Source organism: Vibrio sp. 10N.286.48.B8 (genome assembly GCF_003050085.1).
Taxonomy (GTDB): Bacteria; Pseudomonadota; Gammaproteobacteria; order Enterobacterales; family Vibrionaceae; genus Vibrio; species Vibrio crassostreae.
In genome coordinates, this window is sequence record NZ_PIGD01000007.1 from 162,921 (window position 1) to 188,958 (window position 26,038).

Here is a 26,038-nt window from a genome sequence, read left to right on the forward strand (position 1 = left end):
GGACTAACATTCAGTGCAAAGAGTGAAAGTGATTAATCAATCCATTTGGCAATGGCTTAACCGTGCCACACCAGAGGCGCTTTACGATCGTCAATTGGTATGGATTGCTCTTGGACTGATGCTGACGGGCTTAGTGATGGTAACGTCGGCTTCGTTTCCTATCAGTGCTCGTTTAACCGATCAGCCGTTTCACTTTATGTTCCGTCATGCCATCTTCCTTGTGTTGGCGTTAGGTGTCTCCAGCGTCATATTGCAAATCCCGATGCAGCGCTGGTTTCAATACAGTATGTATCTACTGGGCTTGTCCTTCTTCTTGCTGATTGTGGTATTAGCCGTCGGTAAGTCGGTTAATGGCGCATCGCGTTGGATCCCTTTAGGGCTATTTAACTTACAACCTGCTGAAGTCGCCAAGTTATCGCTGTTTATCTTTATGGCGGGCTACTTGGTTCGTAAACAAGACGAAGTGAGAAAAACCTTCTTCGGTGGTTTTGCAAAACCCATCATGGTGTTCGGCGCTTTTGCCGTGCTGCTGCTGGGCCAGCCCGATTTAGGTACAGTGGTCGTAATGCTAGTTACCCTGTTTGGCATGCTGTTCATTGCGGGAGCCAAGCTTTCACAGTTTATCGCCTTGATGGTGGCAGGTATTGCCGCGGTCGTCGGTTTGATTGTTATAGAACCTTATCGTGTTCGACGTGTTACCTCATTCTGGGAACCTTGGAACGACCCGTTCGGCAGTGGTTACCAGCTAACTCAGTCATTGATGGCGTTCGGCCGTGGTGATTGGATGGGGCAAGGGCTGGGTAACTCAATTCAGAAACTCGAATACCTACCGGAAGCGCACACCGATTTTGTATTTGCTGTGTTGGCAGAAGAATTGGGTTTTGTTGGCGTAACCTTAGTGTTGATGCTGATCTTTAGCTTGGTTTTTAAAGCCATTCTTATTGGTAAAAAGGCTTTTGAAAACGACCAAGTATTCAGTGGTTATCTGGCATTTGGTATTGGTATTTGGTTTGCATTTCAGACGCTTGTTAATGTGGGGGCTGCTTCAGGTATCGTCCCAACCAAAGGCTTAACCTTACCGCTGATCAGTTATGGTGGTTCAAGTCTTATCGTGATGTCGGTGGCGGTGTCTATGCTACTGCGTATCGATCACGAATGCCGAATGCAGCAGAAAGAACAAGCCGATAATCAAAACGAATTAGTAGAATAAGAATCTAACGTTATGAAACAAAACAAAAAACTTTTAGTGATGGCTGGTGGTACTGGCGGTCACGTTTTTCCAGGGTTAGCGGTAGCTAAAAAGCTTCAGCAACAAGGTTGGGAAATTCGCTGGTTAGGAACAGCAGATAGAATGGAAGCGGATTTAGTGCCAAAGCATGGCATTGAGATCGACTTCATCAAGGTGAAAGGCCTGCGTGGTCAAGGCATTAGCAAGTTAATTAAAGCGCCGTTTCAGATTATTAATGCCATACTTCAAGCAAGACAGCACATTAAAGCTTGGCAGCCTGATGTGGTACTTGGCATGGGTGGTTACGTAAGTGGCCCGGGTGGTATCGCGGCATGGTTGTCCGGCATTCCAGTGGTTCTGCATGAACAAAATGCAGTGGCAGGTTTAACTAACCAGTGGCTGTCTAAGATTGCCAAAAAGGTTTTCCAAGCCTTCCCTGGTGCATTTCCTACTGCAGAAGTAGTGGGTAACCCAGTACGTGAAGATGTGGTTGCCTTAGCTGAACCAGAGCAACGCATAGCAGAGCGTGACGGTGACATCCGTATCTTGGTTATGGGCGGTAGTCAGGGTGCAAAAATCCTCAACGATACCTTGCCAGTGACGATGGCTCAGCTTGGCGAAGGCTTCACAGTGATGCACCAAGCGGGTAAGAACAATCAACAACAAGTGATTGAACAATATAAATCACACTCTGTAGATAATGTTCAAGTGACTGAATTTATTGATGATGTGGCGCAAGCTTATGAGTGGGCAGATCTATTAGTGTGTCGCTCAGGAGCATTAACTGTATCTGAAGTCTCTGCGGCGGGTGTAGGTTCTATCTTCGTTCCGTTTATGCACAAAGACAGACAACAAGCACTGAACGCCGATCACTTGGTTGAGTGTGGCGCAGCGCTAATGATTGAACAGCCTCAACTGACGGCTGATAAGCTAGCGAACACCATCGCCGAGCTTGATAGAAATGAATTAAAAATGATGGCTACAAAAGCGCGTCAAGCTGCCAAGCTTGATGCTGATGTGACCGTCGCTGAAGCGATTAAAGCTTTAGCAAAATAATGAGATTGAATTGATGACGATTGAACATACCCAAGACTTAGCGCAAATCCGTGCAATGGTGCCAGAGATGCGCCGTGTTAAATCTATCCACTTCATTGGTATTGGTGGGGCCGGCATGAGCGGGATCGCTGAAGTCCTGTTGAATGAAGGCTACCAGATCACGGGTTCTGATATTGCTCAAAACCCAGTGACCGATCGTTTAGTTAGCAAGGGTGCGACCGTTTATATCGGTCACCAAGCGAGTAACGTTGCCGACGCAAGTGTGGTGGTGGTTTCAACCGCTATCAACGAAGAAAACCCAGAAATTATTGCAGCTCGTGAAGCGCGCACACCTATCGTTCGCCGTGCCGAAATGCTGGCTGAGCTGATGCGTTTTCGTCACGGCATTGCTGTGGCAGGTACGCACGGTAAGACAACCACGACTGCGCTAGTGACACAGATTTACTCGGAAGCAGGACTAGATCCAACCTTCGTAAACGGTGGTTTGGTGAAAAGTGCAGGTACTAACGCACGTTTAGGCTCAAGCCGTATTCTTATCGCTGAAGCCGATGAGAGTGATGCGTCATTCTTACATCTGCAACCGATGGTTAGTATCGTGACTAACATTGAAGCGGATCATATGGATACTTATGGCGGTGATTTTGAAACGCTAAAGCAGACGTTTATTGATTTCTTACACAACCTGCCATTCTACGGTCAGGCTGTGATGTGTGTTGATGATCCAGTCGTGCGCGAGCTTATCCCTCAGGTAAGTCGCCAAGTGATTACTTACGGTTTCTCAGAAGATGCGGATATCCGTATTGAGAACTACGTACAAGAAGGTCAACAAGGTAAGTTCACGGTGGTACGTGAAGGCAAAGCGAACTTAGATATTACGTTGAATATTCCAGGTCGCCACAACGCACTGAATGCATCAGCGGCGATTGCGGTTGCAACAGAAGATGACATCTGCGATGAAGCGATTCTAAAAGCGATGGCGGGAACCGAAGGCACAGGTCGCCGTTTCGATCACCTAGGTGAGTATGAAACGGGTAAAGGCGTGGCGATGTTGGTCGATGATTACGGTCATCACCCAACCGAAGTGGATGTGACGATTCAAGCGGCTCGCAGTGGCTGGACTGACAAACGCCTTGTAATGATCTTTCAACCGCACCGTTACAGCCGAACACGCGATCTTTATGATGATTTTGCGAACGTTCTTGAACAGGTTGATGTCCTAATTCTGTTAGATGTTTATTCTGCAGGTGAGAAACCCATTGCAGGGGCTGACGGACGTTCATTAAGTCGAACCATTCGCGGGCGTGGTAAGATAGATCCAATCTTTGTTGCCGATATCAACGCACTGCCATCGGCTTTAGCCAACGTAATTCAAGGCGGTGACCTTGTTTTAACGCAGGGTGCAGGCGATGTTGGTCGAGTGGCGAAGCAGTTGGAATCGTTACAGTTAGACATTAATAAAATGCAGAACGCGTAACAGAATAGCGTCTACATACTGTGGTCGATCGCTCGTTTCTTGCGATTGACCTAAAATTGACCAAAAATCTTATTATCAACGTTTGATAGTTTGATTTTGCTCAGTATAATTCATAGGTTAAAGTAAGTGCTTTTACCTCTATTACGAAGATAGGGAATAGAATTGCGAACCAACGACAGGGAATGCGGGCTTTGGTAGAAAGTACTTTTAGCGAAAACCGCCACCTATTCAGTTTACCGTCGCTCAAGAAACACGCTTTAGGCGGGTCTTTTTTTGTCATGGTATTGCTATTCATTGGGTTTCTTTTCTATACCACACTGACTTGGATGTGGGACGATCAGCGATTGCCTCTCTCCAAAATAGTACTTCAAGGCGACTTAACTTACGTAACCGCTGGTGATGTCCAACATGCCTTTGGCGAGTTAGAGCATATTGGAACATTCATGTCGCAAGACATCGGTGTGTTGCAAGACAGTTTAGAAGCGTTACCTTGGGTTTCAGTGGTCTCCATTCGTAAGCAGTGGCCAGACACAATAAAAGTATTTTTGACTGAGTACCATGCAGCAGCAATCTGGAACGGCAACATGCTGTTGAATGACGATGGTCAGGTGTTTAATGGTGATATCGGCCTGTTGAAGGGCGATAGAGTTAAGCTTTACGGCCCAGACGGCACCAGCCAAGAAGTGATAGAAAAGTGGCGACAGATAACCCCTTTGATTAACAGTCTAGGGTTAACCGTTACCTCACTCGTTCTCAATGAACGTCGCGCTTGGCAAATAATCCTAGATAACGGTATCCGTTTAGAACTAGGTAAAGATTCTTTAGATGAGCGTGTTGAACGCTTCATTTCGCTTTACAACGAACTTGGTAGTAAAGCGAATCAAGTGAGCTACATCGACCTCAGGTATGATACGGGAGCCGCTGTAGGCTGGTTTCCAGAGCAAGAGTTAGAAGAGAGCACAGATGACTAAGACCGCAGATGACAACATAATCGTTGGTCTTGATATAGGCACTGCGACCATATCAGCTCTGGTTGGTGAAATATTGCCTGATGGTCAAATCAATATCATTGGTTCTGGGCAAAGCCCATCCAGAGGTATGGATAAAGGTGGTGTAAACGACCTAGAGTCGGTAGTTAAGTCGGTTCAGCGAGCTATTGATCAAGCAGAGTTGATGGCGGAATGCCAAATCAGCAATGTATTTATCTCGCTATCGGGTAAACATATCGCAAGCCGAATTGAAAAAGGCATGGGCACTATCTCTGATGAAGAGGTGTCTCAAGACGATATGGATCGAGCGATCCATACCGCGAAATCAATTAAAATTGGTGATGAGCAGAGAATTCTGCACGTGATCCCACAAGAATTTACCATTGATTATCAAGAGGGGATTAAGAACCCACTTGGCTTATCTGGTGTTCGAATGGAAGTCAGTGTTCACCTAATTTCTTGCCATAGCGACATGGCGAGAAACATTATTAAAGCTGTTGAGCGATGTGGTCTCACAGTAGAACAAATCGTGTTTTCAGGACTTGCCTCAAGCAATGCGGTAATTACTGAAGACGAGAGAGAGCTTGGAGTCTGTGTTGTAGATATCGGTGCAGGTACGATGGACATTTCCATTTGGACTGGCGGCGCATTGCGACACACAGAAGTCTTTTCCTACGCAGGAAATGCAGTAACCAGTGATATTGCCTTCGCTTTCGGCACGCCAGTGAGCGATGCTGAAGAGATAAAAGTAAACCATGGTTGCGCTCTGAGTGAACTCGTAAGCAAGGATGACTCTGTTAACGTCCCTAGTGTTGGTGGTCGCCCATCGAGAAGTTTGCAAAGACAAACTTTGTCGGAAGTGATTGAACCACGTTACACTGAACTTATGGGTCTCGTTAACCAAACTATTGATACGGTTCAATTACAGCTACGCGATGAAGGTATTAAACACCACCTTGCAGCTGGCGTCGTTCTCACTGGTGGAGCGGCACAAATTGACGGATTGGTAGAGTGTGCGGAACGTGTTTTCCGCAATCAAGTTCGAGTTGGTAAGCCGTTAGAAGTTAGTGGCTTAACTGACTATGTTAAAGAGCCGTATCATTCTACGGCGGTTGGTTTACTTCATTACGCAAGAGATTGTCAGATCAGTGATGAAGGTGATTACAGCGAACCTAAGCGTTCAGCACCTTCTATGTCTGGTTTATTTGGTAAATTGCGTAATTGGATACAAAAAGAGTTTTAACCTGAGTTGCAGGAAAAAACGGAGATAACACATGTTTGAACCGATGATGGAAATGTCTGACGATGCAGTAATTAAAGTCGTTGGAGTTGGTGGCGGTGGCGGTAACGCTGTTGAGCACATGGTACGTGAATCAATCGAAGGTGTAGAATTCATCAGTGTTAACACTGATGCACAAGCACTTCGTAAAACGAGCGTGAGCAGCGTGATCCAAATTGGTGGTGATATCACTAAAGGTTTGGGCGCTGGTGCAAACCCACAAGTTGGCCGTGATGCAGCTCTCGAAGATCGAGAAAGAATTAAAGAAGTTCTAACTGGCGCCGATATGGTATTTATCGCAGCTGGTATGGGCGGTGGTACTGGTACAGGTGCTGCTCCAGTTATTGCTGAAGTTGCGAAAGAGTTGGGTGTGCTAACGGTTGCTGTTGTAACTAAGCCATTTAGCTTTGAAGGCAAAAAGCGTTTAGCGTTTGCTGAGCAAGGTATTGAAGAGCTTTCTAAGCATGTGGATTCTTTAATTACGATTCCAAATGAGAAGCTACTTAAAGTACTTGGCCGCGGCGTAACTCTGCTAGAAGCTTTCGCAAGTGCAAATGATGTACTTAAAAACGCTGTACAAGGTATCGCTGAGCTAATTACTCGCCCTGGTATGATTAACGTCGATTTCGCGGATGTTCGTACCGTAATGTCTGAGATGGGTCATGCAATGATGGGTAGCGGTATCGCAAAAGGTGAAGACCGTGCTGAAGAAGCTGCTGAAACGGCAATTTCTAGCCCACTACTAGAAGACATCGACCTAGCTGGTGCGCGTGGCGTTCTTGTGAACATCACTGCAGGCCTAGATATGCGTCTAGATGAGTTCGAAACAGTAGGTAATACAGTTAAGGCATTCGCATCTGATAACGCAACAGTTGTGATTGGTACTTCTCTAGACCCTGATATGACGGATGAAATCCGTGTAACTGTTGTTGCAACAGGTATCGGTACAGAGAAAAAACCAGACATTACATTAGTTGCTGGTGGTAAAGCTAAGGTTGCACCAACTCCTCAACCACAGGTAGCGGCTCAGACTGCACCAAAAGTGGAAGAGAAAGTGGCACAGCCATTGCAAGAAAAAACTGAGGTTAAACCTCAAGTTAAGCCGCAGCCAACAACGTCTCCTGTTTCTTCAGGTACAGGCGCTAGCCAAAGTGCAGCACCTAAGGCTGAGAAAGAGAGTGGATACTTAGATATTCCAGCATTCTTACGACGTCAGGCTGATTAACAAATACCCAAAATTTGACTATCGTCGAATTAATGGTAAAATTCGCGGTCGGTAAATACTGACCGTGATTTGTAGCACTGATAACGAGGCAAGCAGATGATCAGACAACGTACTCTGAAAGAAATTGTGAAAACAACTGGTGTGGGTCTCCACTCTGGTCGTAAAGTCACACTTACTCTTCGCCCGGCAGCTGCAAATACAGGCATTGTTTATCGTCGTACAGATGTAAATCCACCTGTAGATTTCCCAGCTGATCCAGCGTCAGTTCGTGACACTATGCTATGTACAGCTCTTGTTAATGACGAAGGCGTACGTATCTCTACAGTGGAACACCTTAACGCAGCTCTAGCGGGTATGGGCATCGACAACATTATTGTTGAAGTAGATGCTCCTGAGATCCCAATTATGGATGGTAGCGCAAGCCCATTCGTATACTTGCTACAGCAAGCGGGTGTAGAAACACTGAATGCAGCGAAGCGTTTTATTCGTATCAAAAAGCCTATCCGTTTTGAAGATGGCGATAAGTGGGCAGAGTTTGTTCCATTTAACGGCTTCCGTATGGACTTTGAGATCGACTTTAACCACCCAGCAATTGAATCTGATGAGCAACGTTTGTTGTTTGATTTCTCTTCACAAGGCTTTGTGAAAGAAATCTCTCGCGCTCGTACTTTCGGCTTCATGCGCGATATTGAGTATCTACAATCTCAAAACCTAGTACTTGGCGGTAGCTTCGATAACGCTATCGTTCTAGACGAATACCGAATTCTTAATGAAGAAGGTCTACGTTTTGACAATGAGTTCGTAACTCACAAAGTACTGGATGCGATTGGTGACCTTTACATGTGTGGACACGCTATTATTGGTGAGTTCCGTGCATACAAATCAGGTCACGGCCTAAACAACCAACTACTACGTGCAGTACTTGCTGACGCAGAAGCTTGGGAATGGGCAACATTCGAAGAAGAAGTAGGCTCTCCTGTTGCATTTGCTGAGCCAGGAATGGTTCTAGCGTAATTGTTGTTTACAACAATATAAGATTTCGAAAACCAGGTCATTGACCTGGTTTTTTTGTATCTATTTTCCAGATACAGTGTCGTCAACATCCGAAAGTTGACTACCAATGGGCTACAGTCTGGCTAATTCGTCAGCAATTAGAAAGAAAAGTTCCAAGCACATCAAACAAATGGGGTTATAAATGGTCGTTGGTGTGATAATTACTTACACTAAAGGGCATTAATTTTAACTCAAGCCTTGAAAACTCTACTCTCAAGTACAATATCAAAGATACTAGATTTATCTCAGTATCCTTGGTTAGTAACTGAAGACTAGTTCATAGCTAGTAGAGACTGACGGCATTTAAAATAGATCGCGGACGATCTGAGAACGAAGAGATTCCAAGCACATGATTACTAAGCTGCTGACAAAGGTAATTGGCAGTCGCAATGACAGAACACTGCGCCGCCTTAGAAAAATTGTAAAAGAAATTAATAACTACGAACCAACGTTTGAAGCACTTTCAGACGAAGAGCTAAAAGCAAAAACGGTTGAGTTTCGTGAGCGCTTAGATAAAGGTGAATCGCTAGACCAGCTTCTACCGGAAGCATTTGCTACGGTACGTGAAGCGTCTAAGCGTGTTTACGGCATGCGTCACTTTGACGTGCAAATGATTGGCGGCATGGTTCTAAATGCTGGCCAAATTGCAGAAATGCGTACTGGTGAAGGTAAGACTCTTACAGCAACCTTACCAGCTTATCTTAACGCCCTACCTAGCAAAGGTGTTCACGTAGTAACGGTGAACGACTACCTAGCGAAGCGTGATGCGGAAACAAACCGCCCATTATTTGAATTCCTTGGTATGACGGTTGGCGTGAACGTGCCAAACATGGCTCCGCCAGAGAAAAAAGAAGCGTACCAAGCTGACATCCTATACGGAACAAACAACGAGTTTGGTTTCGATTACCTACGTGACAACATGGCTTTCCGTGCTGAAGATCGTGTTCAACGTGAACGCTTCTTCGCTGTTGTCGATGAAGTTGACTCAATCTTAATCGATGAAGCTCGTACTCCACTTATTATCTCTGGCCCAGCTGAAGATAGTTCAGATCTTTACACGCGTATTAACACGTTGATTCCTAACCTTGAGCGCCAAGATAAAGAAGATTCTGAAGAGTACCGTGGTGAAGGTCATTACACCATGGACGAGAAATCGAAGCAGGTTCACCTGACTGAAAACGGTCAAGAATTTGTAGAAGAGCTAATGGTGAAAAACGGTCTGATGGAAGAGGGTGACACGCTTTACTCTCCAACAAATATCAGCCTATTGCACCATGTTAATGCAGCGCTGCGTGCACACGTATTGTTTGAGAAAGACGTCGATTACATCGTTACTGAAGAAGGCGAAGTGGTTATCGTTGATGAACATACTGGTCGTACTATGCCAGGTCGTCGTTGGTCTGAAGGTTTACACCAAGCTGTTGAAGCTAAAGAAGGAGTGAAGATTCAGAATGAAAACCAGACGCTAGCATCGATTACATTCCAGAACTTCTTCCGTCTATACGAAAAACTGTCAGGTATGACAGGTACTGCCGATACTGAAGCTTTCGAATTCCAGTCTATCTACGGCCTAGAAACAGTGGTTATCCCAACCAACAAACCTATGGTGCGTAACGATATGCCAGATGTGGTTTATCGTACTGAAGAAGACAAGTTCAACGCGATCATTGAAGACATCAAAGACCGTGTCGCAGCTGGTCAGCCATCACTGGTTGGTACGGTTTCTATCGAGAAGTCTGAACTACTGTCTAATGCACTGAAAAAAGCAAAAATTAAGCACAGCGTTCTAAATGCTAAGTTCCACGAAATGGAAGCAGAGATCGTTGCACAAGCTGGTATGCCGAGTGCGGTAACTATCGCAACTAACATGGCCGGTCGTGGTACCGATATCGTGTTAGGTGGTAGCTGGCAGGCACAAGTTGAGAAGCTAGAGAATCCAACCAAAGAGCAGATCGAGAAGATCAAAGCTGATTGGAGAGTAATCCACGATAAAGTACTTGAGTCAGGTGGTCTGCACATCATAGGTACTGAACGTCATGAATCTCGCCGTATCGATAACCAGCTACGTGGTCGTTCTGGTCGTCAAGGTGATGCGGGTTCTTCTCGTTTCTACCTATCAATGGAAGATTCTCTGCTACGTATCTTTACATCGGATCGTATGGCTGGTCTTATCCAAAGTGGTATGGACGAAGGCGAAGCGATCGAATCTAAGATGCTTTCTCGCTCAATTGAAAAAGCACAACGTAAAGTTGAAGGTCGTAACTTCGATATCCGTAAGCAGCTTCTTGAGTACGATGATGTAGCCAATGACCAACGTAAAGTGGTTTATGAGCTTCGTGACGAACTGATGAGTTCTGACGACATCAGTGAGATGATCGAACACAACCGTGAAGATGTACTGGCATCAGTCATTGATGAATACATCGCACCTCAGTCTCTTGAAGACATGTGGGATATCGCGGGTCTACAAGATCGTCTGAAGAATGACTTTGATCTAGACTTTGATATTCAAGGTTGGTTAGACGAAGACGACAAGCTTTATGAAGAAGCTTTGCGTGAGCGTATTCTTGGCATGGCGGTTGATTCGTACAAACAGAAAGAAGAAGTGGTTGGTGCTCAAGTACTGCGTAACTTCGAGAAATCTGTGATGCTACAAACGCTAGACGGTCTTTGGAAAGAGCATTTGGCTGCGATGGATCACCTTCGTCAAGGTATCCACCTGCGTGGTTATGCTCAGAAGAACCCGAAACAAGAGTACAAGCGCGAGTCGTTTGAACTGTTTGAAGGCCTACTAGATGTACTAAAAACAGACGTTGTTACCATCCTTTCTAAAGTTCGCGTTCAGCAACAAGAAGAAGTTGAAAAGATGGAAGCTCAACGTCAAGCTCAAGCTGAAGAAGCGGCGCGTCGTGCACAGGCACAACATGCAACGGCTGAAAACCAGCTAGGTGACAATGAAGCTGAAGCGGCATCTCCACAAACGGTAGTACGTGATGAGCGTAAAGTGGGTCGTAACGAGCCATGTCCATGTGGAAGTGGCAAGAAGTACAAGCAGTGTCACGGTAAAATCGCGTAAGTTTAATGAATCGTTGTTGTAGCGCATGATAGCTGCGTTGGTGGTACTCACTTACAGTCGTAAGCTCTGTGCCACCGCCTTGCTCTCAAGCACTACAACTTAGCTTCATAAAACTGATAAATAGAATATAAAGAGTCGCTTAGGCGGCTCTTTTTGTATGTAAATTTCGTGGCTTACTTTGTTACGCAAGGAAGTCGTCATTCCCTATAGCGAGGAACGAGCGTAGTAGGGAATCTCGTTTAGTTAGGCTCACGTTGTTTTATATCCCCAACTCAGTCGTTCCTCCTTCTGGAGGATGACGTATTCAGGGACTATGTGAGTTAAGCGTTTTATTAAGGAACACCAACACATGAAAAGAATCCATATTGTAGCTGGCATTATCTTTAACCAAGATAAGTCACAGGTATTTATCACTAAACGTCCGGACGACAAACACAAGGGCGGTTTTTGGGAGTTCCCTGGTGGCAAGGTTGAAGTGGGCGAAACCATTGAACAAGCTATGACTCGTGAGCTTGATGAAGAGATTGGCATCAAGGTGACAGAACAGTCTCTGTTTGAGCACCTTGAGTTTGATTACACCGATAAGTCGCTTAAGTTCGACTTCATCCTTGTGACTGACTTTGAGGAACAACCTTATGGCAAAGAAGGTCAACAAGGTGAATGGGTAAGCCTAGAATCATTGAATCAATACGCTTTCCCAGAGGCAAATGTGCCAATTTTAGAGCGAGTGATAAAAGAGTTTTCGTAATTGCTAGCCTGAGTTTGAGATTGTTGTTAGTTTAAAGAGATTAATCGATTGAACGTTGCTGCAAGAGATAAGCGGCAACCGTAACCAAAACAATGGAGATATTCGCAGTGGTAAGAATTGCAATTGCAGGAGCAGCGGGCCGCATGGGTCGCAACTTGGTGAAAGCCGCTCATCATAATTCAGAAGCAAGTGTTGGTGCTGGCTCGGAACGTCCAGAGTCATCTTTGGTCGGCGTAGATGTCGGTGAGTTATGCGGTGAAGGTCGTTTTGATGTTGCTCTAGTCGATGACCTGTCTAAAGCCATCGAAGAGTTTGACGTGATCGTCGATTTTACAGCCCCTGTTAGCACATTAGCGAATATTGAACTTTGTAAACGTCACGGTAAAAAACTGATTATCGGTACGACGGGTTTCTCTGAAGAAGAGAAGCAGGTGATTGATGCTGCTTCAAAAGAGATGGCTATCGTAATGGCACCTAACTACAGCGTTGGTGTGAACCTGGTCTTTAAGCTGCTAGAGAAGGCCGCTAAAGTGATGGGCGATTACTGTGATGTCGAGATCGTTGAGGCGCACCACCGCCATAAAGTCGATGCACCTTCTGGTACTGCGATTGGTATGGGCGAAGCGATTGCTGGTGCGATGGGCAACGAGCTGAACGATGTAGCTGTATGGTCACGCGAAGGTATTACTGGCGAGCGTACTAAAGATGAGATTGGTTTCGCGACGATTCGTGCCGGTGACATTATTGGTGAACACACCGCTATGTTTGCTGATATCGGTGAGCGAGTGGAAATTACCCATAAAGCCACTGATCGAATGACTTTCGCTAATGGCGCAATCAAGGCTGCAGTCTGGTTAAATGATAAACCAGCCGGCTTTTATACCATGACTGATGTCCTAGGTTTGAATGACCTGTAAATAGATATTTATGCGCTGGCAATTGCCGGCGCTTTCTTTATTTGATACATTTCCCTTCGTAATATCCCTTTTACAAACCTCCCTATAGTTTCTTCTTATCGTCGATTTTCTCTTATTTAACTGTCTTTTTTAATGCTTATAATGTGTTTTTTGTTTTAGGTCTTTAAATTACGATCTTTTCTCTTTGTATTTATCGATTGCGTTTTGTTGCTGATATTTTTATTACTCTATGGTTGGCTAAAATGAGGGGTGAAAATTAGAAAATCGTAATATTCGGCCGAAATGAGCATGAAAGTTGAACTTTTGAAGCTTTGATGGCATAAATTGAATTAGTCCTTACAAATGTTTAATTTCTTTTGCGTTAAATGTTGACACGTATCACGCACATCACTAAAATACCGCCAATTTGTCTAATTTCCATAAACACGCAGTTTCTGGTGTTGCAGGAAGGTAGATTTGCAAATTAAATCAATTTTAATGCATTTTTATTTCTGGAGGTTGTCTTGAAGAAGTCAGCACTACTCGTCCTAGAAGATGGGACAGTATTTCACGGTGAAGCCATTGGCGCTGTAGGTTCTGCAGTTGGTGAAGTCGTTTTTAATACCTCGATGACGGGGTACCAAGAAATCCTCACTGATCCTTCCTATTCTCAACAAATCGTTACCCTTACTTACCCTCACATTGGCAATACCGGAACCAATTCCGAAGACGAAGAATCCTCTTCAATCCACGCTCAAGGCCTTGTGATTCGCGATCTCCCTCTAATCGCTTCTAACTTCCGTAATGAACAATCCCTTTCTGATTACCTTAAGTCGCAAAACGTTGTTGGTATCGCTGATATCGATACTCGTAAACTGACGCGTATTCTTCGTGAAAAAGGCGCTCAGAACGGTTGTATCGTAGCGGGTAACAATTTAGACGAAGCTTTGGCTCTAGCTAAAGCAAAAGAATTTCCTGGCCTGAAAGGTATGGACCTTGCGAAAGAAGTTACAACAAAAGAAGCGTATCAATGGAAACAAGGTTCGTGGACGCTTACGGGTGGACTTCCTGAAGCAAAAGCAGACTCTGAATTGCCATACCACGTTGTTGCTTATGACTTCGGTGCAAAACGAAACATCCTACGAATGCTTGTTGACCGCGGCTGCCGCCTAACGGTTGTTCCTGCTGAAACTTCTGCTGAAGAAGTACTAGCTCTGAACCCAGACGGTGTTTTCCTTTCAAATGGCCCTGGTGACCCAGAACCATGTACTTACGCAATTGAAGCGACAAAAGTGTTCCTAGAAAAAGGCTTACCAATCTTCGGTATTTGTCTAGGTCACCAGATTCTTGCTCTTGCGTCAGGCGCTAAGACAGTGAAGATGAAGTTTGGTCACCACGGTGCAAACCACCCGGTTAAAGATTTAGATCGTGATGTTGTGATGATTACTTCGCAAAACCACGGCTTTGCTGCTGACGAAGAAACCCTTCCAGAGACACTACGTGCAACGCACAAATCACTATTTGATGGTTCTCTACAAGGTATTCACCGTACAGACAAACCAGCATTCAGCTTCCAAGGTCACCCTGAAGCAAGCCCAGGTCCAGAAGACGCAGCGCCGTTATTCGACCACTTTATTGAACTAATCAAACAGCACACAGCGTAATTCGGAGTAGTAGACAATGCCAAAACGTACTGACATTAAAAGTATTCTTATTCTAGGTGCTGGCCCGATCGTTATCGGCCAAGCATGTGAGTTCGATTACTCTGGTGCTCAAGCTTGTAAAGCGCTTCGCGAAGAAGGTTACCGAGTTATTCTTGTAAACTCGAACCCAGCGACAATCATGACTGACCCAGATATGGCCGATGCAACTTACATCGAACCTATCCAATGGGAAGTTGTGCGTAATATCATCGCTAAAGAGAAGCCTGATGCAGTTCTACCTACTATGGGTGGCCAAACTGCATTGAACTGTGCTCTAGACCTAGAAAAGCACGGTGTTCTTGAAGAGTTCGGTGTTGAAATGATTGGTGCAACGGCTGACGCTATCGATAAAGCAGAAGACCGTTCACGCTTCGATAAAGCAATGAAAGCAATTGGCCTTGAGTGTCCAACTGCTGATACAGCGAAAACGATGGAAGAAGCTTACAAAGTTTTAGACATGGTTGGCTTCCCTTGTATCATTCGTCCATCGTTCACGATGGGTGGTACTGGTGGCGGTATCGCTTACAACAAAGAAGAATTTGAAGAAATCTGTCGTCGTGGTTTGGACCTATCTCCAACTAATGAACTTCTTATCGATGAATCACTTATCGGTTGGAAAGAGTACGAGATGGAAGTGGTTCGTGACAAAAACGACAACTGCATCATCGTATGTGCGATTGAAAACTTCGACCCAATGGGTATTCACACAGGTGACTCAATCACTGTGGCTCCAGCTCAAACGCTGACAGATAAAGAATACCAACTAATGCGTAACGCATCTCTAGCAGTATTGCGTGAGATTGGTGTTGAAACAGGTGGTTCAAACGTACAGTTTGGTATCAACCCGAAAGATGGCCGTATGGTTATCATCGAGATGAACCCACGTGTATCTCGCTCTTCAGCACTAGCTTCTAAAGCAACAGGTTTCCCAATCGCTAAGATTGCAGCGAAACTGGCTGTTGGCTTCACGCTAGACGAGCTAATGAATGACATCACTGGCGGCGCAACGCCAGCATCATTCGAACCAACAATCGACTACGTAGTAACTAAGATTCCTCGTTTTAACTTCGAGAAATTTGCAGGTGCTAACGACCGTCTAACGACGCAAATGAAGTCTGTTGGTGAAGTTATGGCTATCGGCCGTAACCAACAAGAATCTCTACAAAAAGCACTTCGCGGCCTAGAAGTTGGCGCGACTGGTTTTGACGAAATGGTAGACCTAGATGCACCAGATGCTCTAACGACTATCCGTCACGAACTGAAAGAAGCTGGCGCAGAGCGTATTTGGTACATCGCTGACGCATTCCGTGCTGGTATGTCGGTAGATGGTGTATTCAACCTAACGCAAATCGACCGTTGGTTCCTAGTTCAAATCGAAGACATCGTTAAGCTAGAGCAAGAACTTAAAGCGAAAGGCTTTGCTGGTCTGAACAAAGACGAGCTAAACAAGCTTAAGCGTAAAGGTTTTGCTGATGCGCGCCTATCTAAGATTCTAGGTGTAGCGGAAAGCGAAATCCGTCGTCTGCGTGACCAGTACGATATCCACCCAGTGTACAAGCGTGTAGATACATGTGCGGCTGAGTTCTCTTCTGATACAGCTTACATGTACTCTTCTTACGATGACGAGTGTGAAGCGAACCCAACAGACAAAGACAAGATCATGATTCTAGGCGGCGGTCCAAACCGTATCGGCCAAGGTATTGAATTTGACTACTGTTGTGTACATGCATCACTAGCACTACGTGAAGATGGTTACGAAACTATCATGGTTAACTGTAACCCTGAGACAGTTTCTACAGACTACGATACATCTGACCGTCTGTACTTCGAACCAGTAACTCTGGAAGACGTACTAGCAATCGCACGTGTAGAGAAGCCAAAAGGCGTTATCGTTCAGTACGGTGGTCAAACACCACTTAAACTGGCTCGTGCTCTTGAAGCTGCTGGTGTACCAATCATCGGTACTAGCCCAGACGCAATCGACCGTGCAGAAGACCGTGAGCGTTTCCAAGTTGCTGTAGACCGCCTAGGCCTACTTCAGCCAGAGAACGCGACAGTAACAACGATGGAGCAAGCGGTTGAGAAATCTCGCGAAATCGGCTTCCCACTGGTTGTACGTCCTTCTTACGTACTTGGTGGTCGTGCGATGGAAATCGTATACGACGAGCAAGATCTACGTCGCTACTTCAACGAAGCAGTTAGCGTATCAAACGAATCTCCAGTACTACTTGATAGCTTCCTAGACGACGCTGTTGAAGTCGACGTTGATGCGATTTGTGACGGTGAACGCGTTGTTATAGGCGGTATCATGGAGCATATCGAGCAAGCGGGTGTTCACTCAGGTGACTCAGCATGTTCTCTTCCTGCATACACGCTAAGCCAAGAAATCCAAGACGTAATGCGCGAGCAAGTTGAAAAGCTAGCGTTTGAGTTGGGTGTTCGTGGTCTGATGAACACGCAGTTTGCTGTTAAGAACAATGAAGTGTACCTAATCGAGGTTAACCCTCGTGCAGCACGTACGGTTCCATTCGTATCTAAAGCAACTGGCGCGCCAATCGCTAAGATTGCAGCTCGTGTAATGGCAGGTCAATCTCTAGAGTCTCAAGGCTTTACGAAAGAAATCATCCCACCTTACTATTCAGTGAAAGAAGTTGTACTTCCATTCAACAAGTTCCCTGGTGTTGACCCACTGTTAGGCCCAGAAATGCGCTCTACTGGTGAAGTTATGGGTGTTGGCGCCACATTCGCAGAAGCATACTCTAAAGCTGAATTGGGTTGTGGTCACATCTACCCTGAAGGCGGTCGTGCATTGCTTTCTGTTCGCGAAGGCGACAAAGAGCGTGTTGTTGACCTAGCATCTAAGCTATCTAAGCTTGGTTACCAGCTAGACGCAACTCACGGTACTGCGGTTATCCTTGGTGAAGCGGGTATCAACCCACGTTTAGTAAACAAGGTACACGAAGGTCGTCCTCACATTCTTGACCGTATCAAGAATAACGAGTACACGTATATCGTGAACACTGCAGCTGGCCGTCAAGCGATTGAAGATTCTAAAGTTCTTCGTCGTGGAGCACTTGCTGAGAAAGTGAACTACACGACTACGCTAAACGCTGCATTCGCGACTTGTATGGCGCACACTGCAGACGCGAAAACTTCAGTAACTTCAGTTCAAGAGCTACACGCTCAGGTTAAAGCTTCTCAAGCTTAATCACCTAAAGTGTATCGCTGTTAAGCGGATATAAATGCTCAAAGCCCACTCTTCGGAGTGGGCTTTTTTATGCCTATTAGATAGCATGAGTTAAATGATGAAAATTAGGAATAGGTTAGAATCTTGTGTTTCGTTATTGCTCGTCTGGCGTGAGTGGTAACTTGTCGCTACACAGGACTTTAAGGCGTTGGGTATATGGAAATCACTCTAGAAATATTGGCTATCTTGTTTGTTGTTGCAACGGCAGCAGGCTTTATTGATGCAATGGCTGGCGGCGGTGGGTTATTGACTCTACCGGCATTGCTAGCGGCTGGAGTTCCACCAACGCAGGCACTGGCAACCAATAAACTCCAAAGCTCCTTCGGCAGCTTCTCTGCGAGTTGGTATTTCGTGCGCAATGGTATCGTTAGTATTAAGGAGATGCGCCTCGCTATCTTTTGTACCTTTATTGGTTCTGCAATTGGTGCCGAGCTAGTCCAACACATTGATGCGAGCTTACTGACCAGTGTTATCCCGTTGCTGCTCATCGCTATCTCTCTCTATTTCCTGTTAGCCCCCCCAACTAGAGCATCTGAAGGAAAACAGAAGATCTCTGAGGCGATGTTTGCTCTGTGTGTTGGTGGCGGTGTGGGTTTCTATGATGGCTTTTTTGGCCCAGGAACAGGTTCTATCTTCACCGTCTGCTTTGTTGCGATTGGTCACTTCTCGTTAGTCGATGCAACGGCGCGCACTAAGGTACTTAACTTTACCTCGAATATCGCGGCCTTAATTTTCTTTATTTTGGCTGGTTTGCCAATTTGGGAGTTAGGATTAGTGATGGCGGTTGGTGGCTTTATGGGCGCTCAGCTTGGCGCTAAAGTAGTAGTGACAAAAGGGCAGAAATGGATTCGCCCTCTTGTGATCGTGATGTCGATGCTAATGGCGTCTAAACTGCTTTGGGAACAGCATCAACAATGGATTCTATCAGTGTTTTAACTCGCGGAGACTGGTAGCTATTCGGTCTGACACAGATATGAATTGGTCGAATTAAACCTGTTAATTCGTGGAAGCTAAACAGGTATTGAGACTTAATATTGAGTGTTTTTACGATTGAGAGTGGGATTAAGGCTGGTCCAGTCCCACCCAATGCAAGTTGCGCTGCTGCGGTGTAGGCATCCATCTCCATCAAGGGTTTAATTCCAAACTTTTCTAACACTGAGAGCTGATAAGAGTTGGCAGGGTTGGTCATATCGTTGGTAATCACCAATGGAGGAAGCTCCGTTAACGGCGACTTACTCACTATGTAAAACGGCTCATCAAATAGATGAAAGGTCATCAACCCATGATGCGGTGGCAACAAGCCAGCACACAACCCCAAGGTCGCCTTGCCAGATTGCACTCGCTCTATGATTCTTGGCGTGTGGTTGGTGGTTATTGTGATGTATTTATCTTGCTGGATAAATTGGCCCATCATCTCACCTAAATAACCGGCTATCAGAGACTTAGAGCTGTCTAGGGTGATGAGAGTGGTATCTTCCAACTCTTGCTGTTCATAAATAAGCCCGCGAAGTTCATTGAATGTAGGGCCAATACTCTCGATTAATGCAAGCGCATCTGGCGTGAGTTTTATCTGTCGGCCACTCGGCTCAATGAGCTTTTTACCTAGCTTCTTTTCTAAATTCGCAATCCGTTTACTGACCGCTGATTGGCTGATATAAAGCAAACTGCCTGTGCGGCTCATGGTCTTTGCTTTACTCAATACCAGTAGAGTTTCGATTCCTTCGAGTAGCATTGGGGTATATTCATGAAAGTTGGGAATGATTGAATCAAGTTACCTGAAACGACATTCATTCTCTAGTCTTGAGCTCATAGATATCAAACAAGCTAGGAGTTTTGAAGCTAGCCCGTCAGTTAATTAGTCAGTTACTTAGGTTCTCTTAACTAGGCTCGCGATGCGTTGGCCGAAATAGAAAGCAGTCTGAAGATCGTTGCTGTTGATGTGATTACTGGTGCTATCTGCCATCTCATCTTCACTGGCGACCAAACCAATGCTTGATCCTGTGCGATTCAAACCTAAGTTATCAATGTGCTTTGAGATATCAAGCCCTGCCCAAATCATGCCATGCTGACAAGCCAGAGTGAAAAAGCTCAACAAGGTTTGTTGTTGCTCACCGTTAAGGCTGCCGCCAGTGGTAAAGCCTGCTGCGAGTTTATTTCGCCACGCTTTCTTACAGTAGCTATCACTGCTTGCATCCATAAAACTCTTAAACTGCGCGGCTGGTGAACCCATGTAAGTCGGGGATCCAAAGATAATGGCGTCACAGTTATCTAATGACTTGAGCTTATCGTCATTGTCATACCTTCCTTCGACCACTTCAGAAGATAGCACTTCGACAAGGAGTACTGAGTTAGGTTGTTGAGTGTTAATACCTTCAGCGATTGTCTCTGCAACTTGCTTAGTTGCTCCATTCTTAGAGAAGAAAACAATGCCCACTTTACCAATACCCATCTTGAACTCCCGTTTGCCAATGTTAGTAAATAAAATCTTTTATAAAGCTATTTGTTTATTAATATAGCCTGTGGACTAGATAAGTAAATAAAAAACATTACTAAATTGGTGGGCTAATGGACTAACTAAATTGAGTTTTAGGAAAGGAGGGGATCTTTGATGAGTGGAAATAGAGGGTATAGTGATTTGAAACCGGATCAAAAAAGGCTCCTTTACGGAGCCTTTCTCTTTGTAATGATAGCTTATTTGATGGCGAAGGTCGGCAATGATAAATGCCAGCGAATAGCGCCAAGTCTAATCAATAGTGTTGAGAACACGCCGGCCAGAAATGCAGTTTCTGAGTCGTGCCCCATACTGATCGCCATGGTGTGGAAAGCGCCACCAATGATACAAGCGGTCGCGTAGACTTCACTTCTTAGAATCATTGGCACTTCACGGGCAAGTACGTCACGGATAATACCGCCACCGCAGCCGGTGATGACACCCATGATGATAGCAACTAATGCAGAATCTTGATAAATCAGTGCTTTTTCTACACCAATGCCAACAAATACCGCTAAGCCTATCGCATCACATACTGGCAGGATCCACCAAGCCAGGCGTTTGGGGCGTCTTACTATAATCATGGTCAGCAAGCAGGTGGTGATGATGACCCAAAGATAGGTGGTGTCGGTGATCCAAAACACGGGAGTTGCACCCAGAGCCATGTCTCGAATTGTACCGCCACCAATTGCGGTTACACTGCCTAAAACGGCTACGCCAAAGGGGTCCATCTTAAGACGGCCAGCGACAAAAACGCCTGAGACGGCAAAGATGGCAGTGCCAAATAAATCGATAATATAAAGCAGCATGGAGTCCATGATACTGGTGCTCTTATGGTTAAAATTGTAGGGACAGGTCGGTGGCGAATTGTACGAAAAAACGCAGCAAATAGTTAGTGATTTTGCCTAGCTCTATCGAAGAAATCGCACACTTGTTGGATCGCTTGCAAAGTTCTCGTTGTTGGGCGATTAATCCAGTCAGAATTGAGTGACCAAATCTGATTTTGAGCAACTGCTGGGATCTCATTTTGCCAAGTTTGCCACATGGTTCCATTCTCAATCGCGTGCTGAGACGTGAAGATCACTTGCGGTTTCCTTAATACAACTTGTTCAATACCAACTTGCGGATATGGGGAGGCGCTGTCTTCAAAAATATTGTGGCCACCACAAAACTCAAACACCTCACTTGGCCAGTGCCCTTGAGCAACAGTGATGATCGGCTTCTCACTGAGTTGGTAGAAGTAGTTTACTGGCTCGGCATCTTTGTATTTTAGTCTCAACGCGTTGAGCTGCTCTCTGTATTGCTGAGCATTATTTTCGCCAATACTTGGATCGCTAGCGTATTGGCTCAGTTGTTCAATATTGGTTGCGATACTGTCTAGGCTTTTGGTCTTGGAGTAGTAAATATTAAAACCAAATTGCTCTAGTTTCGCGAGCTCTCTGGGCGGGTTTCCGGCTGGCCACGCAAGAATCAAATCAGGCTGAAGAGCGATGATCTTCTCAACCTTGATACCTTGATAGTTTGCCACTTTTTCAAGCTTATCGGCTTGTGGTGGGTAATCACTTCGTTCACTTACGGCAACAAGGCTGTTGCCTAAACCTGCGCTGTACGCGAGCTCAGTGGCATGAGGAGCAAGGCTGACCACGCGTTGAGCTGGCTGTACTTTTTCTTGAGTCCGTGGTGCTTCTTCTGCAAATGATAAAGGCAGCCATAAGCTGGAAGACAAAATAGTAAGGCTTGTAACAAGTGCTGAAGGTTTCACTCTAAATCCCTTGGTGAATAAATAGTAAGGCTAGGCTTTGTAAAAATATCCAGATAGCGATGCGACCAAAGAGTAGTTTCTGAACCTGAGACAGATGCAGAGCTGACGGTGCGATTCTTCCGCCTAATTTCGCGCGAATGGCTTTAGTGTTGTCGTAAATCGCAGGACCACCTAATGATAACTCCAGCTTGTTGCCAACGGCCGTGATCAACCAGGCAGGGCCGGGCAGTGGCCAAGAGCGACTCTGAACTAACATCATCTTAAACGTGTGTGTGGCTTTATCACCACATACGATCATCAAAGCAAAAAAACGCATCGGTATAAATTCGAGAATCGCGACTATCTTGATCGCCGTTGAGCCGAACGGAGAAAACTGCTTGCGACTTGGCGACCAAGCTCGAGCTAATTCGACCACAAGGCGATACATTAACGCGGCGATTCCACCACCAATGGCGTAACAGAACAACACACAAACTACGTTACGAGCGTAGCCCATGATGATGGTTTCTGTGGCGGCTTTGCCTAGGCCAAGTGACGAAAGTGATTCAGTTTGACGATTGATAATCGGAGCCAGTAACTGACGAGCAGCAGCTTTATCTTCTCGGCCTAATGCTTTGATTAACTGATTTGCCAGCTTTTCATTATTGCGCCAATCAATTGCGAGTAATAACAGTGCTAATTCAAATAGTTGAGATTGCCAAACCAATGGTTGCAGTGCCAGAAGAATAACCAGAGTCGGCAGTACCATTAACCCCCAGGCTAATGTGCCTGAGATTAAACTTTGGGAATAGTTGTGGTTGTTATTAACCTTGCTTGCTAAAAGCTCAGCAAACTTATGCCATAAGGTCGTGGGGTGTGCGGCATGGGGGATAGGTAAAATTAAATGAAAAAGCAGTGCTCCCCACATCACAAGGAGCACGCCATTTGCAAATACCTGATCAAACAGTGTTTGCATGTCTAGTCGCTTACTTTAGTAGGGCAACCATCTTGATAACCATTTCAGAAGAGCTTTGCGCTGCTAGTGGCAGGAACTCTTCGAAGCTCATTGGTGATTCTTTGTCTGCAACGTCAGAGATTGCACGAACAACCACGAATGGTACTTGGAATTGGTGACAAGCTTGAGCGATAGCCGATGCTTCCATCTCTACAGCAACGACAGATGGGAAGTGCTTGCGGATGAACTCTTGGCGTTCTGCTGTGCAAACAAATGCGTCGCCAGTACAGATAAGACCGCGAACGGCATGCTTATCTTCCATTTGTGCTAGCGCTTGTTCAGCAACAGCCATCAGTTTGTCGTCAGCTTTGAACGCTGCTGGTTGACCTGCCATTTGGCCAATTTCGTAACCGAAAGCTGTAACGTCTGCATCGTGGTGACGAACTTCAGTCGAGATAACCACATCGCCAAGGTTCAGTGTTGAATCAAAACCGCCAGCAGAGCCTGTGTTTAGAACGACATCTGGTTGGTATTCGCTTAATAGGATTGAAGTACCAACAGCTGCTGCTACTTTACCAATGCCAGATTGAAGCAAAACAACGTCAACACCATTTAGCTGACCAGAGAAAAAGGTACAACCGCCTTTATTAACTTCAGTAATGTCTGAAATTGCTGCTTTTAGGATCGCAACTTCTTGCTCCATTGCGCCAATGATGCCGATTTTCATGTGTAGTCTCTTAATAAATAATATTTAAACAGTAGAGCGAAATTGTAGCATGGATAAGAAGTATCGAGCGACTGCCCATAGGCACTTCTCATCCGAATAGCAGCGATTTATCTGCGTATTCTTTTATCTACTTGATTAGGCCTTCGCTTTTCAAGCTAGCACGAAGTTGTTCAGCTCGTTTCCGGTTTACGCCAAAATCAGAATGGCCAGTACGAGACTCTGAACGCACGATCAGTTTGCCATCGGTGATTTTAAGTTCTAAGTCATCGACAAAGCGCATGATGCGAGAGGTACATTCAACACGCAGATAATCTTCTGTTTTACTCGCGGTTTTCGATCCCGGTAAGGTTAGTGCAACCTGCTCAATCGCATCTAAGTTCGCTGAATCTGACAACTCAAACGCGGCCAATGCATGTTGCTCACGGTCATCTTGAGTTGATACGCAGTTTGGTTTGTCTCCACAAGGTGATGAAGTTCTATCTTTCATGTCCGTGATTCCTTGGCTGCAAGCGGTTAACGTTAAAAGTGATAGCGAGAGGAGAGCGGCTTTTTTCATAGTGTTTCCTATGGCGTTGTTTTAATTTTAATTGTAGTTTTCGGTATTCGTTAATTTGCGATTGTTTTACGTATTCTTTGTTATGCCGTTGGTAAAACGTATCGAACTTAAAAAAGGATCCATATACGGATCCTCTTTTTATAGTAATGGCTTGATTAATAGCGGAAACTTTAGATTAGTCACACTTCTAGGTAATCCAATATTCCTTCTGCGGCTTTGCGGCCTTCATCGATAGCGGTCACCACCAAGTCAGATCCTCGAACCGCATCACCACCTGCAAAGATCTTGCTGTTGGTGGTTTGGTATTGAAACTCTTGTTTGCCGGAGGCTTTGATTCGCCCCCATTGATCGAGTTCCACACCGAAAGGTTCTAACCATTCCATCGCATGAGGTTGGAAACCAAATGCCATGATCACAGCATCGGCTTCAAGAACATGTTCACTGCCTTCGACAGGTTCTGGACGACGACGACCAGCTTCATCTGGCTCACCCAAAGCAGTTTTCACGACTTTGACACCAACCACATGACCAGCGTTGTTAAGCTCTAAGCCAATAGGTTGTAGGTTGAACTTGAACTTCACACCCTCTTCACGTGCATTTTTTACCTCACGGCGAGAGCCCGGCATGTTCGCTTCATCTCGGCGATAAGCACACACAACATTCGCGGCATGCTGACGTATCGAAGTTCGGACACAGTCCATCGCCGTATCACCACCACCAAGCACGACCACTTTTTTGCCCTTCATGTCGATGAATGGCGTTGGGTTATCCAGTTCCATTACCTTATAGGTATTGGAAACAAGGAATGGTAGAGCATCATAAACGCCCGGTGCGTCTTCGTTGTCTAAGCCAGCACGCATGTTTTTGTAGGTACCGACACCTAAGAAGACAGCGTCGTAGTCATCGACAAGTTGCTGAAGTTGAACGTCTTTACCGACTTCGGTATTCATTTTAAATTCGACACCCATTCCACTAAAGATACGGCGACGGTTTTCCATGATGCCTTTTTCAAGCTTGAACGATGGGATACCAAACGTCAGCAGGCCACCGATCTCGGGGTAGCGGTCAAATACCACGGCCTTCACACCGTTTCGAACTAAGATATCAGCTGCAGCAAGCCCTGCGGGGCCAGCGCCGATGATAGCGACTTTTTTGTCGGTCCATTCAACGTGAGACATGTCTGGCTTCCAGCCCATCTCAAACGCTTTGTCATTGATGTATTTTTCAATGTTGCCGATGGTTACTGCGCCGAAATCATCATTGAGGGTACAAGATCCCTCGCACAGTCGGTCCTGAGGACAAACTCGTCCACACACCTCAGGTAAACTGTTGGTTTGGTGAGACAGTTCAGCGGCTTCGATAATGCGTCCTTCATTGGCAAGCTTAAGCCACTGAGGGATGTAGTTGTGAACAGGACATTTCCATTCACAGTATGGGTTACCACAGTCTAAACAACGGTCTGCTTGTGCTTTGGCTTGCTGTTTAGTGAAAGGTTCGTAGATCTCTACAAACTCAATCTTACGAATCTTGATTGGTTTCTTCGCTGGATCTACGCGATTCACATCAATAAATTGGTATACATTCTGGCTCATGA

General features: G+C 45.4%; 21 protein-coding genes. 13 read left to right on the forward strand and 8 right to left on the reverse strand.

Going from position 1 to position 26,038, the window contains the following annotated elements; translation table 11 throughout:
• Nucleotides 1–13 precede the first annotated feature (13 nt).
• From ftsW to CWO08_RS10940, 13 genes are all read left to right on the forward strand, one after another.
• Nucleotides 14–1,210 carry a cell division protein FtsW gene (gene ftsW, locus CWO08_RS10875; RefSeq protein WP_108020428.1) on the forward strand — a complete coding sequence of 399 codons (1,197 nt, stop codon included), beginning with the start codon at nucleotides 14–16 and terminating at the stop codon, nucleotides 1,208–1,210.
• A 12-nt stretch (nucleotides 1,211–1,222) separates the two neighbouring features.
• Nucleotides 1,223–2,284, forward strand: coding sequence for an undecaprenyldiphospho-muramoylpentapeptide beta-N-acetylglucosaminyltransferase (gene murG / locus CWO08_RS10880; RefSeq protein ID WP_048658033.1), 1,062 nt, complete (start codon nucleotides 1,223–1,225; stop codon nucleotides 2,282–2,284).
• Between the two features lie 13 nt (nucleotides 2,285–2,297).
• Nucleotides 2,298–3,758: a UDP-N-acetylmuramate--L-alanine ligase gene (murC, locus tag CWO08_RS10885; RefSeq protein WP_102432159.1), complete on the forward strand. Its 1,461-nt coding sequence runs from the start codon at nucleotides 2,298–2,300 to the stop codon at nucleotides 3,756–3,758.
• 278 nt (nucleotides 3,759–4,036) lie between these two features.
• Nucleotides 4,037–4,729: a cell division protein FtsQ/DivIB gene (locus CWO08_RS10895; RefSeq protein ID WP_017629344.1), complete on the forward strand. Its 693-nt coding sequence runs from the start codon at nucleotides 4,037–4,039 to the stop codon at nucleotides 4,727–4,729.
• On the forward strand, nucleotides 4,722–5,990 hold the full coding sequence (gene ftsA / locus CWO08_RS10900) for a cell division protein FtsA (protein WP_010434747.1): 1,269 nt from the start codon (nucleotides 4,722–4,724) through the stop codon (nucleotides 5,988–5,990). The genes CWO08_RS10895 and ftsA overlap by 8 nt, the downstream gene beginning before the upstream one ends.
• A 31-nt stretch (nucleotides 5,991–6,021) precedes the next feature.
• Nucleotides 6,022–7,251 (forward strand): cell division protein FtsZ, encoded by a 1,230-nt coding sequence (gene ftsZ, locus CWO08_RS10905; protein ID WP_017059291.1) that lies wholly within the window; start codon nucleotides 6,022–6,024, stop codon nucleotides 7,249–7,251.
• Nucleotides 7,252–7,347: 96 nt separating this feature from the next.
• On the forward strand, nucleotides 7,348–8,265 hold the full coding sequence (lpxC, locus tag CWO08_RS10910) for a UDP-3-O-acyl-N-acetylglucosamine deacetylase (protein WP_010434751.1): 918 nt from the start codon (nucleotides 7,348–7,350) through the stop codon (nucleotides 8,263–8,265).
• Nucleotides 8,266–8,653: 388 nt separating this feature from the next.
• Complete coding sequence (gene secA, locus CWO08_RS10915; RefSeq protein ID WP_048658034.1) at nucleotides 8,654–11,380, forward strand: preprotein translocase subunit SecA; 2,727 nt, start codon at nucleotides 8,654–8,656, stop codon at nucleotides 11,378–11,380.
• Between the two features lie 349 nt (nucleotides 11,381–11,729).
• A complete protein-coding gene (gene mutT / locus CWO08_RS10920; RefSeq protein WP_017098312.1) occupies nucleotides 11,730–12,128 on the forward strand; it encodes an 8-oxo-dGTP diphosphatase MutT in 399 nt (132 codons plus the stop codon).
• 92 nt (nucleotides 12,129–12,220) lie between these two features.
• Entirely contained in the window at nucleotides 12,221–13,045 is an 825-nt protein-coding gene (gene dapB / locus CWO08_RS10925) for a 4-hydroxy-tetrahydrodipicolinate reductase (protein ID WP_020628676.1), read from the forward strand.
• Between the two features lie 503 nt (nucleotides 13,046–13,548).
• Nucleotides 13,549–14,688 carry a glutamine-hydrolyzing carbamoyl-phosphate synthase small subunit gene (gene carA, locus CWO08_RS10930; RefSeq protein ID WP_048609692.1) on the forward strand — a complete coding sequence of 380 codons (1,140 nt, stop codon included), beginning with the start codon at nucleotides 13,549–13,551 and terminating at the stop codon, nucleotides 14,686–14,688.
• Between the two features lie 16 nt (nucleotides 14,689–14,704).
• Nucleotides 14,705–17,935: a carbamoyl-phosphate synthase large subunit gene (carB, locus tag CWO08_RS10935; protein ID WP_019823635.1), complete on the forward strand. Its 3,231-nt coding sequence runs from the start codon at nucleotides 14,705–14,707 to the stop codon at nucleotides 17,933–17,935.
• 195 nt (nucleotides 17,936–18,130) lie between these two features.
• The gene (locus CWO08_RS10940) at nucleotides 18,131–18,910 is read left to right on the forward strand and encodes a TSUP family transporter (protein WP_019825246.1); all 780 of its coding nucleotides are present in this window, start codon (nucleotides 18,131–18,133) and stop codon (nucleotides 18,908–18,910) included.
• On the opposite strand, the gene CWO08_RS10945 is transcribed toward CWO08_RS10940, so the two are convergent.
• The 8 genes from CWO08_RS10945 to CWO08_RS10980 all read right to left on the reverse strand — a co-directional run bounded on the left by CWO08_RS10945 (nucleotide 18,861) and on the right by CWO08_RS10980 (nucleotide 26,036).
• A complete protein-coding gene (locus tag CWO08_RS10945) occupies nucleotides 18,861–19,706 on the reverse strand; it encodes a LysR family transcriptional regulator (RefSeq protein WP_019825244.1) in 846 nt (281 codons plus the stop codon). The two genes, CWO08_RS10940 and CWO08_RS10945, sit on opposite strands and share 50 nt — an antisense overlap.
• A gap of 135 nt (nucleotides 19,707–19,841) precedes the next feature.
• The gene (locus tag CWO08_RS10950; RefSeq protein ID WP_102478680.1) at nucleotides 19,842–20,423 is read right to left on the reverse strand and encodes a flavodoxin family protein; all 582 of its coding nucleotides are present in this window, start codon (nucleotides 20,421–20,423) and stop codon (nucleotides 19,842–19,844) included.
• Nucleotides 20,424–20,665: 242 nt separating this feature from the next.
• On the reverse strand, nucleotides 20,666–21,283 hold the full coding sequence (locus tag CWO08_RS10955) for a TRIC cation channel family protein (RefSeq protein WP_016789753.1): 618 nt from the start codon (nucleotides 21,281–21,283) through the stop codon (nucleotides 20,666–20,668).
• 74 nt (nucleotides 21,284–21,357) lie between these two features.
• Nucleotides 21,358–22,227, reverse strand: a complete 870-nt coding sequence (gene btuF, locus CWO08_RS10960) for a vitamin B12 ABC transporter substrate-binding protein BtuF (RefSeq protein WP_048662665.1) — start codon at nucleotides 22,225–22,227, stop codon at nucleotides 21,358–21,360.
• A 1-nt stretch (nucleotide 22,228) separates the two neighbouring features.
• Complete coding sequence (locus CWO08_RS10965; protein ID WP_108020429.1) at nucleotides 22,229–23,182, reverse strand: cobalamin biosynthesis family protein; 954 nt, start codon at nucleotides 23,180–23,182, stop codon at nucleotides 22,229–22,231.
• Between the two features lie 10 nt (nucleotides 23,183–23,192).
• Complete coding sequence (gene mtnN / locus CWO08_RS10970) at nucleotides 23,193–23,888, reverse strand: 5'-methylthioadenosine/S-adenosylhomocysteine nucleosidase (RefSeq protein ID WP_012603226.1); 696 nt, start codon at nucleotides 23,886–23,888, stop codon at nucleotides 23,193–23,195.
• A 127-nt stretch (nucleotides 23,889–24,015) separates the two neighbouring features.
• A complete protein-coding gene (locus CWO08_RS10975) occupies nucleotides 24,016–24,444 on the reverse strand; it encodes a DUF1499 domain-containing protein (protein WP_017070085.1) in 429 nt (142 codons plus the stop codon).
• Nucleotides 24,445–24,623: 179 nt separating this feature from the next.
• A complete protein-coding gene (locus CWO08_RS10980) occupies nucleotides 24,624–26,036 on the reverse strand; it encodes an FAD-dependent oxidoreductase (protein WP_108020430.1) in 1,413 nt (470 codons plus the stop codon).
• Nucleotides 26,037–26,038: the final 2 nt, after the last annotated feature.

Bases quoted from the DNA above. Each gene is read 5' to 3' on its own strand.
- murG (WP_048658033.1), top strand. From the start codon at position 1,223: ATGAAACAAAACAAAAAACTTTTAGTGATGGCTGGTGGTACTGGCGGT.
- murC (WP_102432159.1), top strand. From the start codon at position 2,298: ATGACGATTGAACATACCCAAGACTTAGCGCAAATCCGTGCAATGGTG.
- CWO08_RS10895 (WP_017629344.1), top strand. From the start codon at position 4,037: ATGGTATTGCTATTCATTGGGTTTCTTTTCTATACCACACTGACTTGG.
- ftsA (WP_010434747.1), top strand. From the start codon at position 4,722: ATGACTAAGACCGCAGATGACAACATAATCGTTGGTCTTGATATAGGC.
- ftsZ (WP_017059291.1), top strand. From the start codon at position 6,022: ATGTTTGAACCGATGATGGAAATGTCTGACGATGCAGTAATTAAAGTC.
- lpxC (WP_010434751.1), top strand. From the start codon at position 7,348: ATGATCAGACAACGTACTCTGAAAGAAATTGTGAAAACAACTGGTGTG.
- secA (WP_048658034.1), top strand. From the start codon at position 8,654: ATGATTACTAAGCTGCTGACAAAGGTAATTGGCAGTCGCAATGACAGA.
- mutT (WP_017098312.1), top strand. From the start codon at position 11,730: ATGAAAAGAATCCATATTGTAGCTGGCATTATCTTTAACCAAGATAAG.
- dapB (WP_020628676.1), top strand. From the start codon at position 12,221: ATGGAGATATTCGCAGTGGTAAGAATTGCAATTGCAGGAGCAGCGGGC.
- carB (WP_019823635.1), top strand. From the start codon at position 14,705: ATGCCAAAACGTACTGACATTAAAAGTATTCTTATTCTAGGTGCTGGC.
- CWO08_RS10940 (WP_019825246.1), top strand. From the start codon at position 18,131: ATGGAAATCACTCTAGAAATATTGGCTATCTTGTTTGTTGTTGCAACG.
- CWO08_RS10945 (WP_019825244.1), bottom strand. From the start codon at position 19,706: ATGCTACTCGAAGGAATCGAAACTCTACTGGTATTGAGTAAAGCAAAG.
- CWO08_RS10950 (WP_102478680.1), bottom strand. From the start codon at position 20,423: ATGGGTATTGGTAAAGTGGGCATTGTTTTCTTCTCTAAGAATGGAGCA.
- CWO08_RS10955 (WP_016789753.1), bottom strand. From the start codon at position 21,283: ATGGACTCCATGCTGCTTTATATTATCGATTTATTTGGCACTGCCATC.
- CWO08_RS10965 (WP_108020429.1), bottom strand. From the start codon at position 23,182: ATGCAAACACTGTTTGATCAGGTATTTGCAAATGGCGTGCTCCTTGTG.
- mtnN (WP_012603226.1), bottom strand. From the start codon at position 23,888: ATGAAAATCGGCATCATTGGCGCAATGGAGCAAGAAGTTGCGATCCTA.
- CWO08_RS10975 (WP_017070085.1), bottom strand. From the start codon at position 24,444: ATGAAAAAAGCCGCTCTCCTCTCGCTATCACTTTTAACGTTAACCGCT.
- CWO08_RS10980 (WP_108020430.1), bottom strand. From the start codon at position 26,036: ATGAGCCAGAATGTATACCAATTTATTGATGTGAATCGCGTAGATCCA.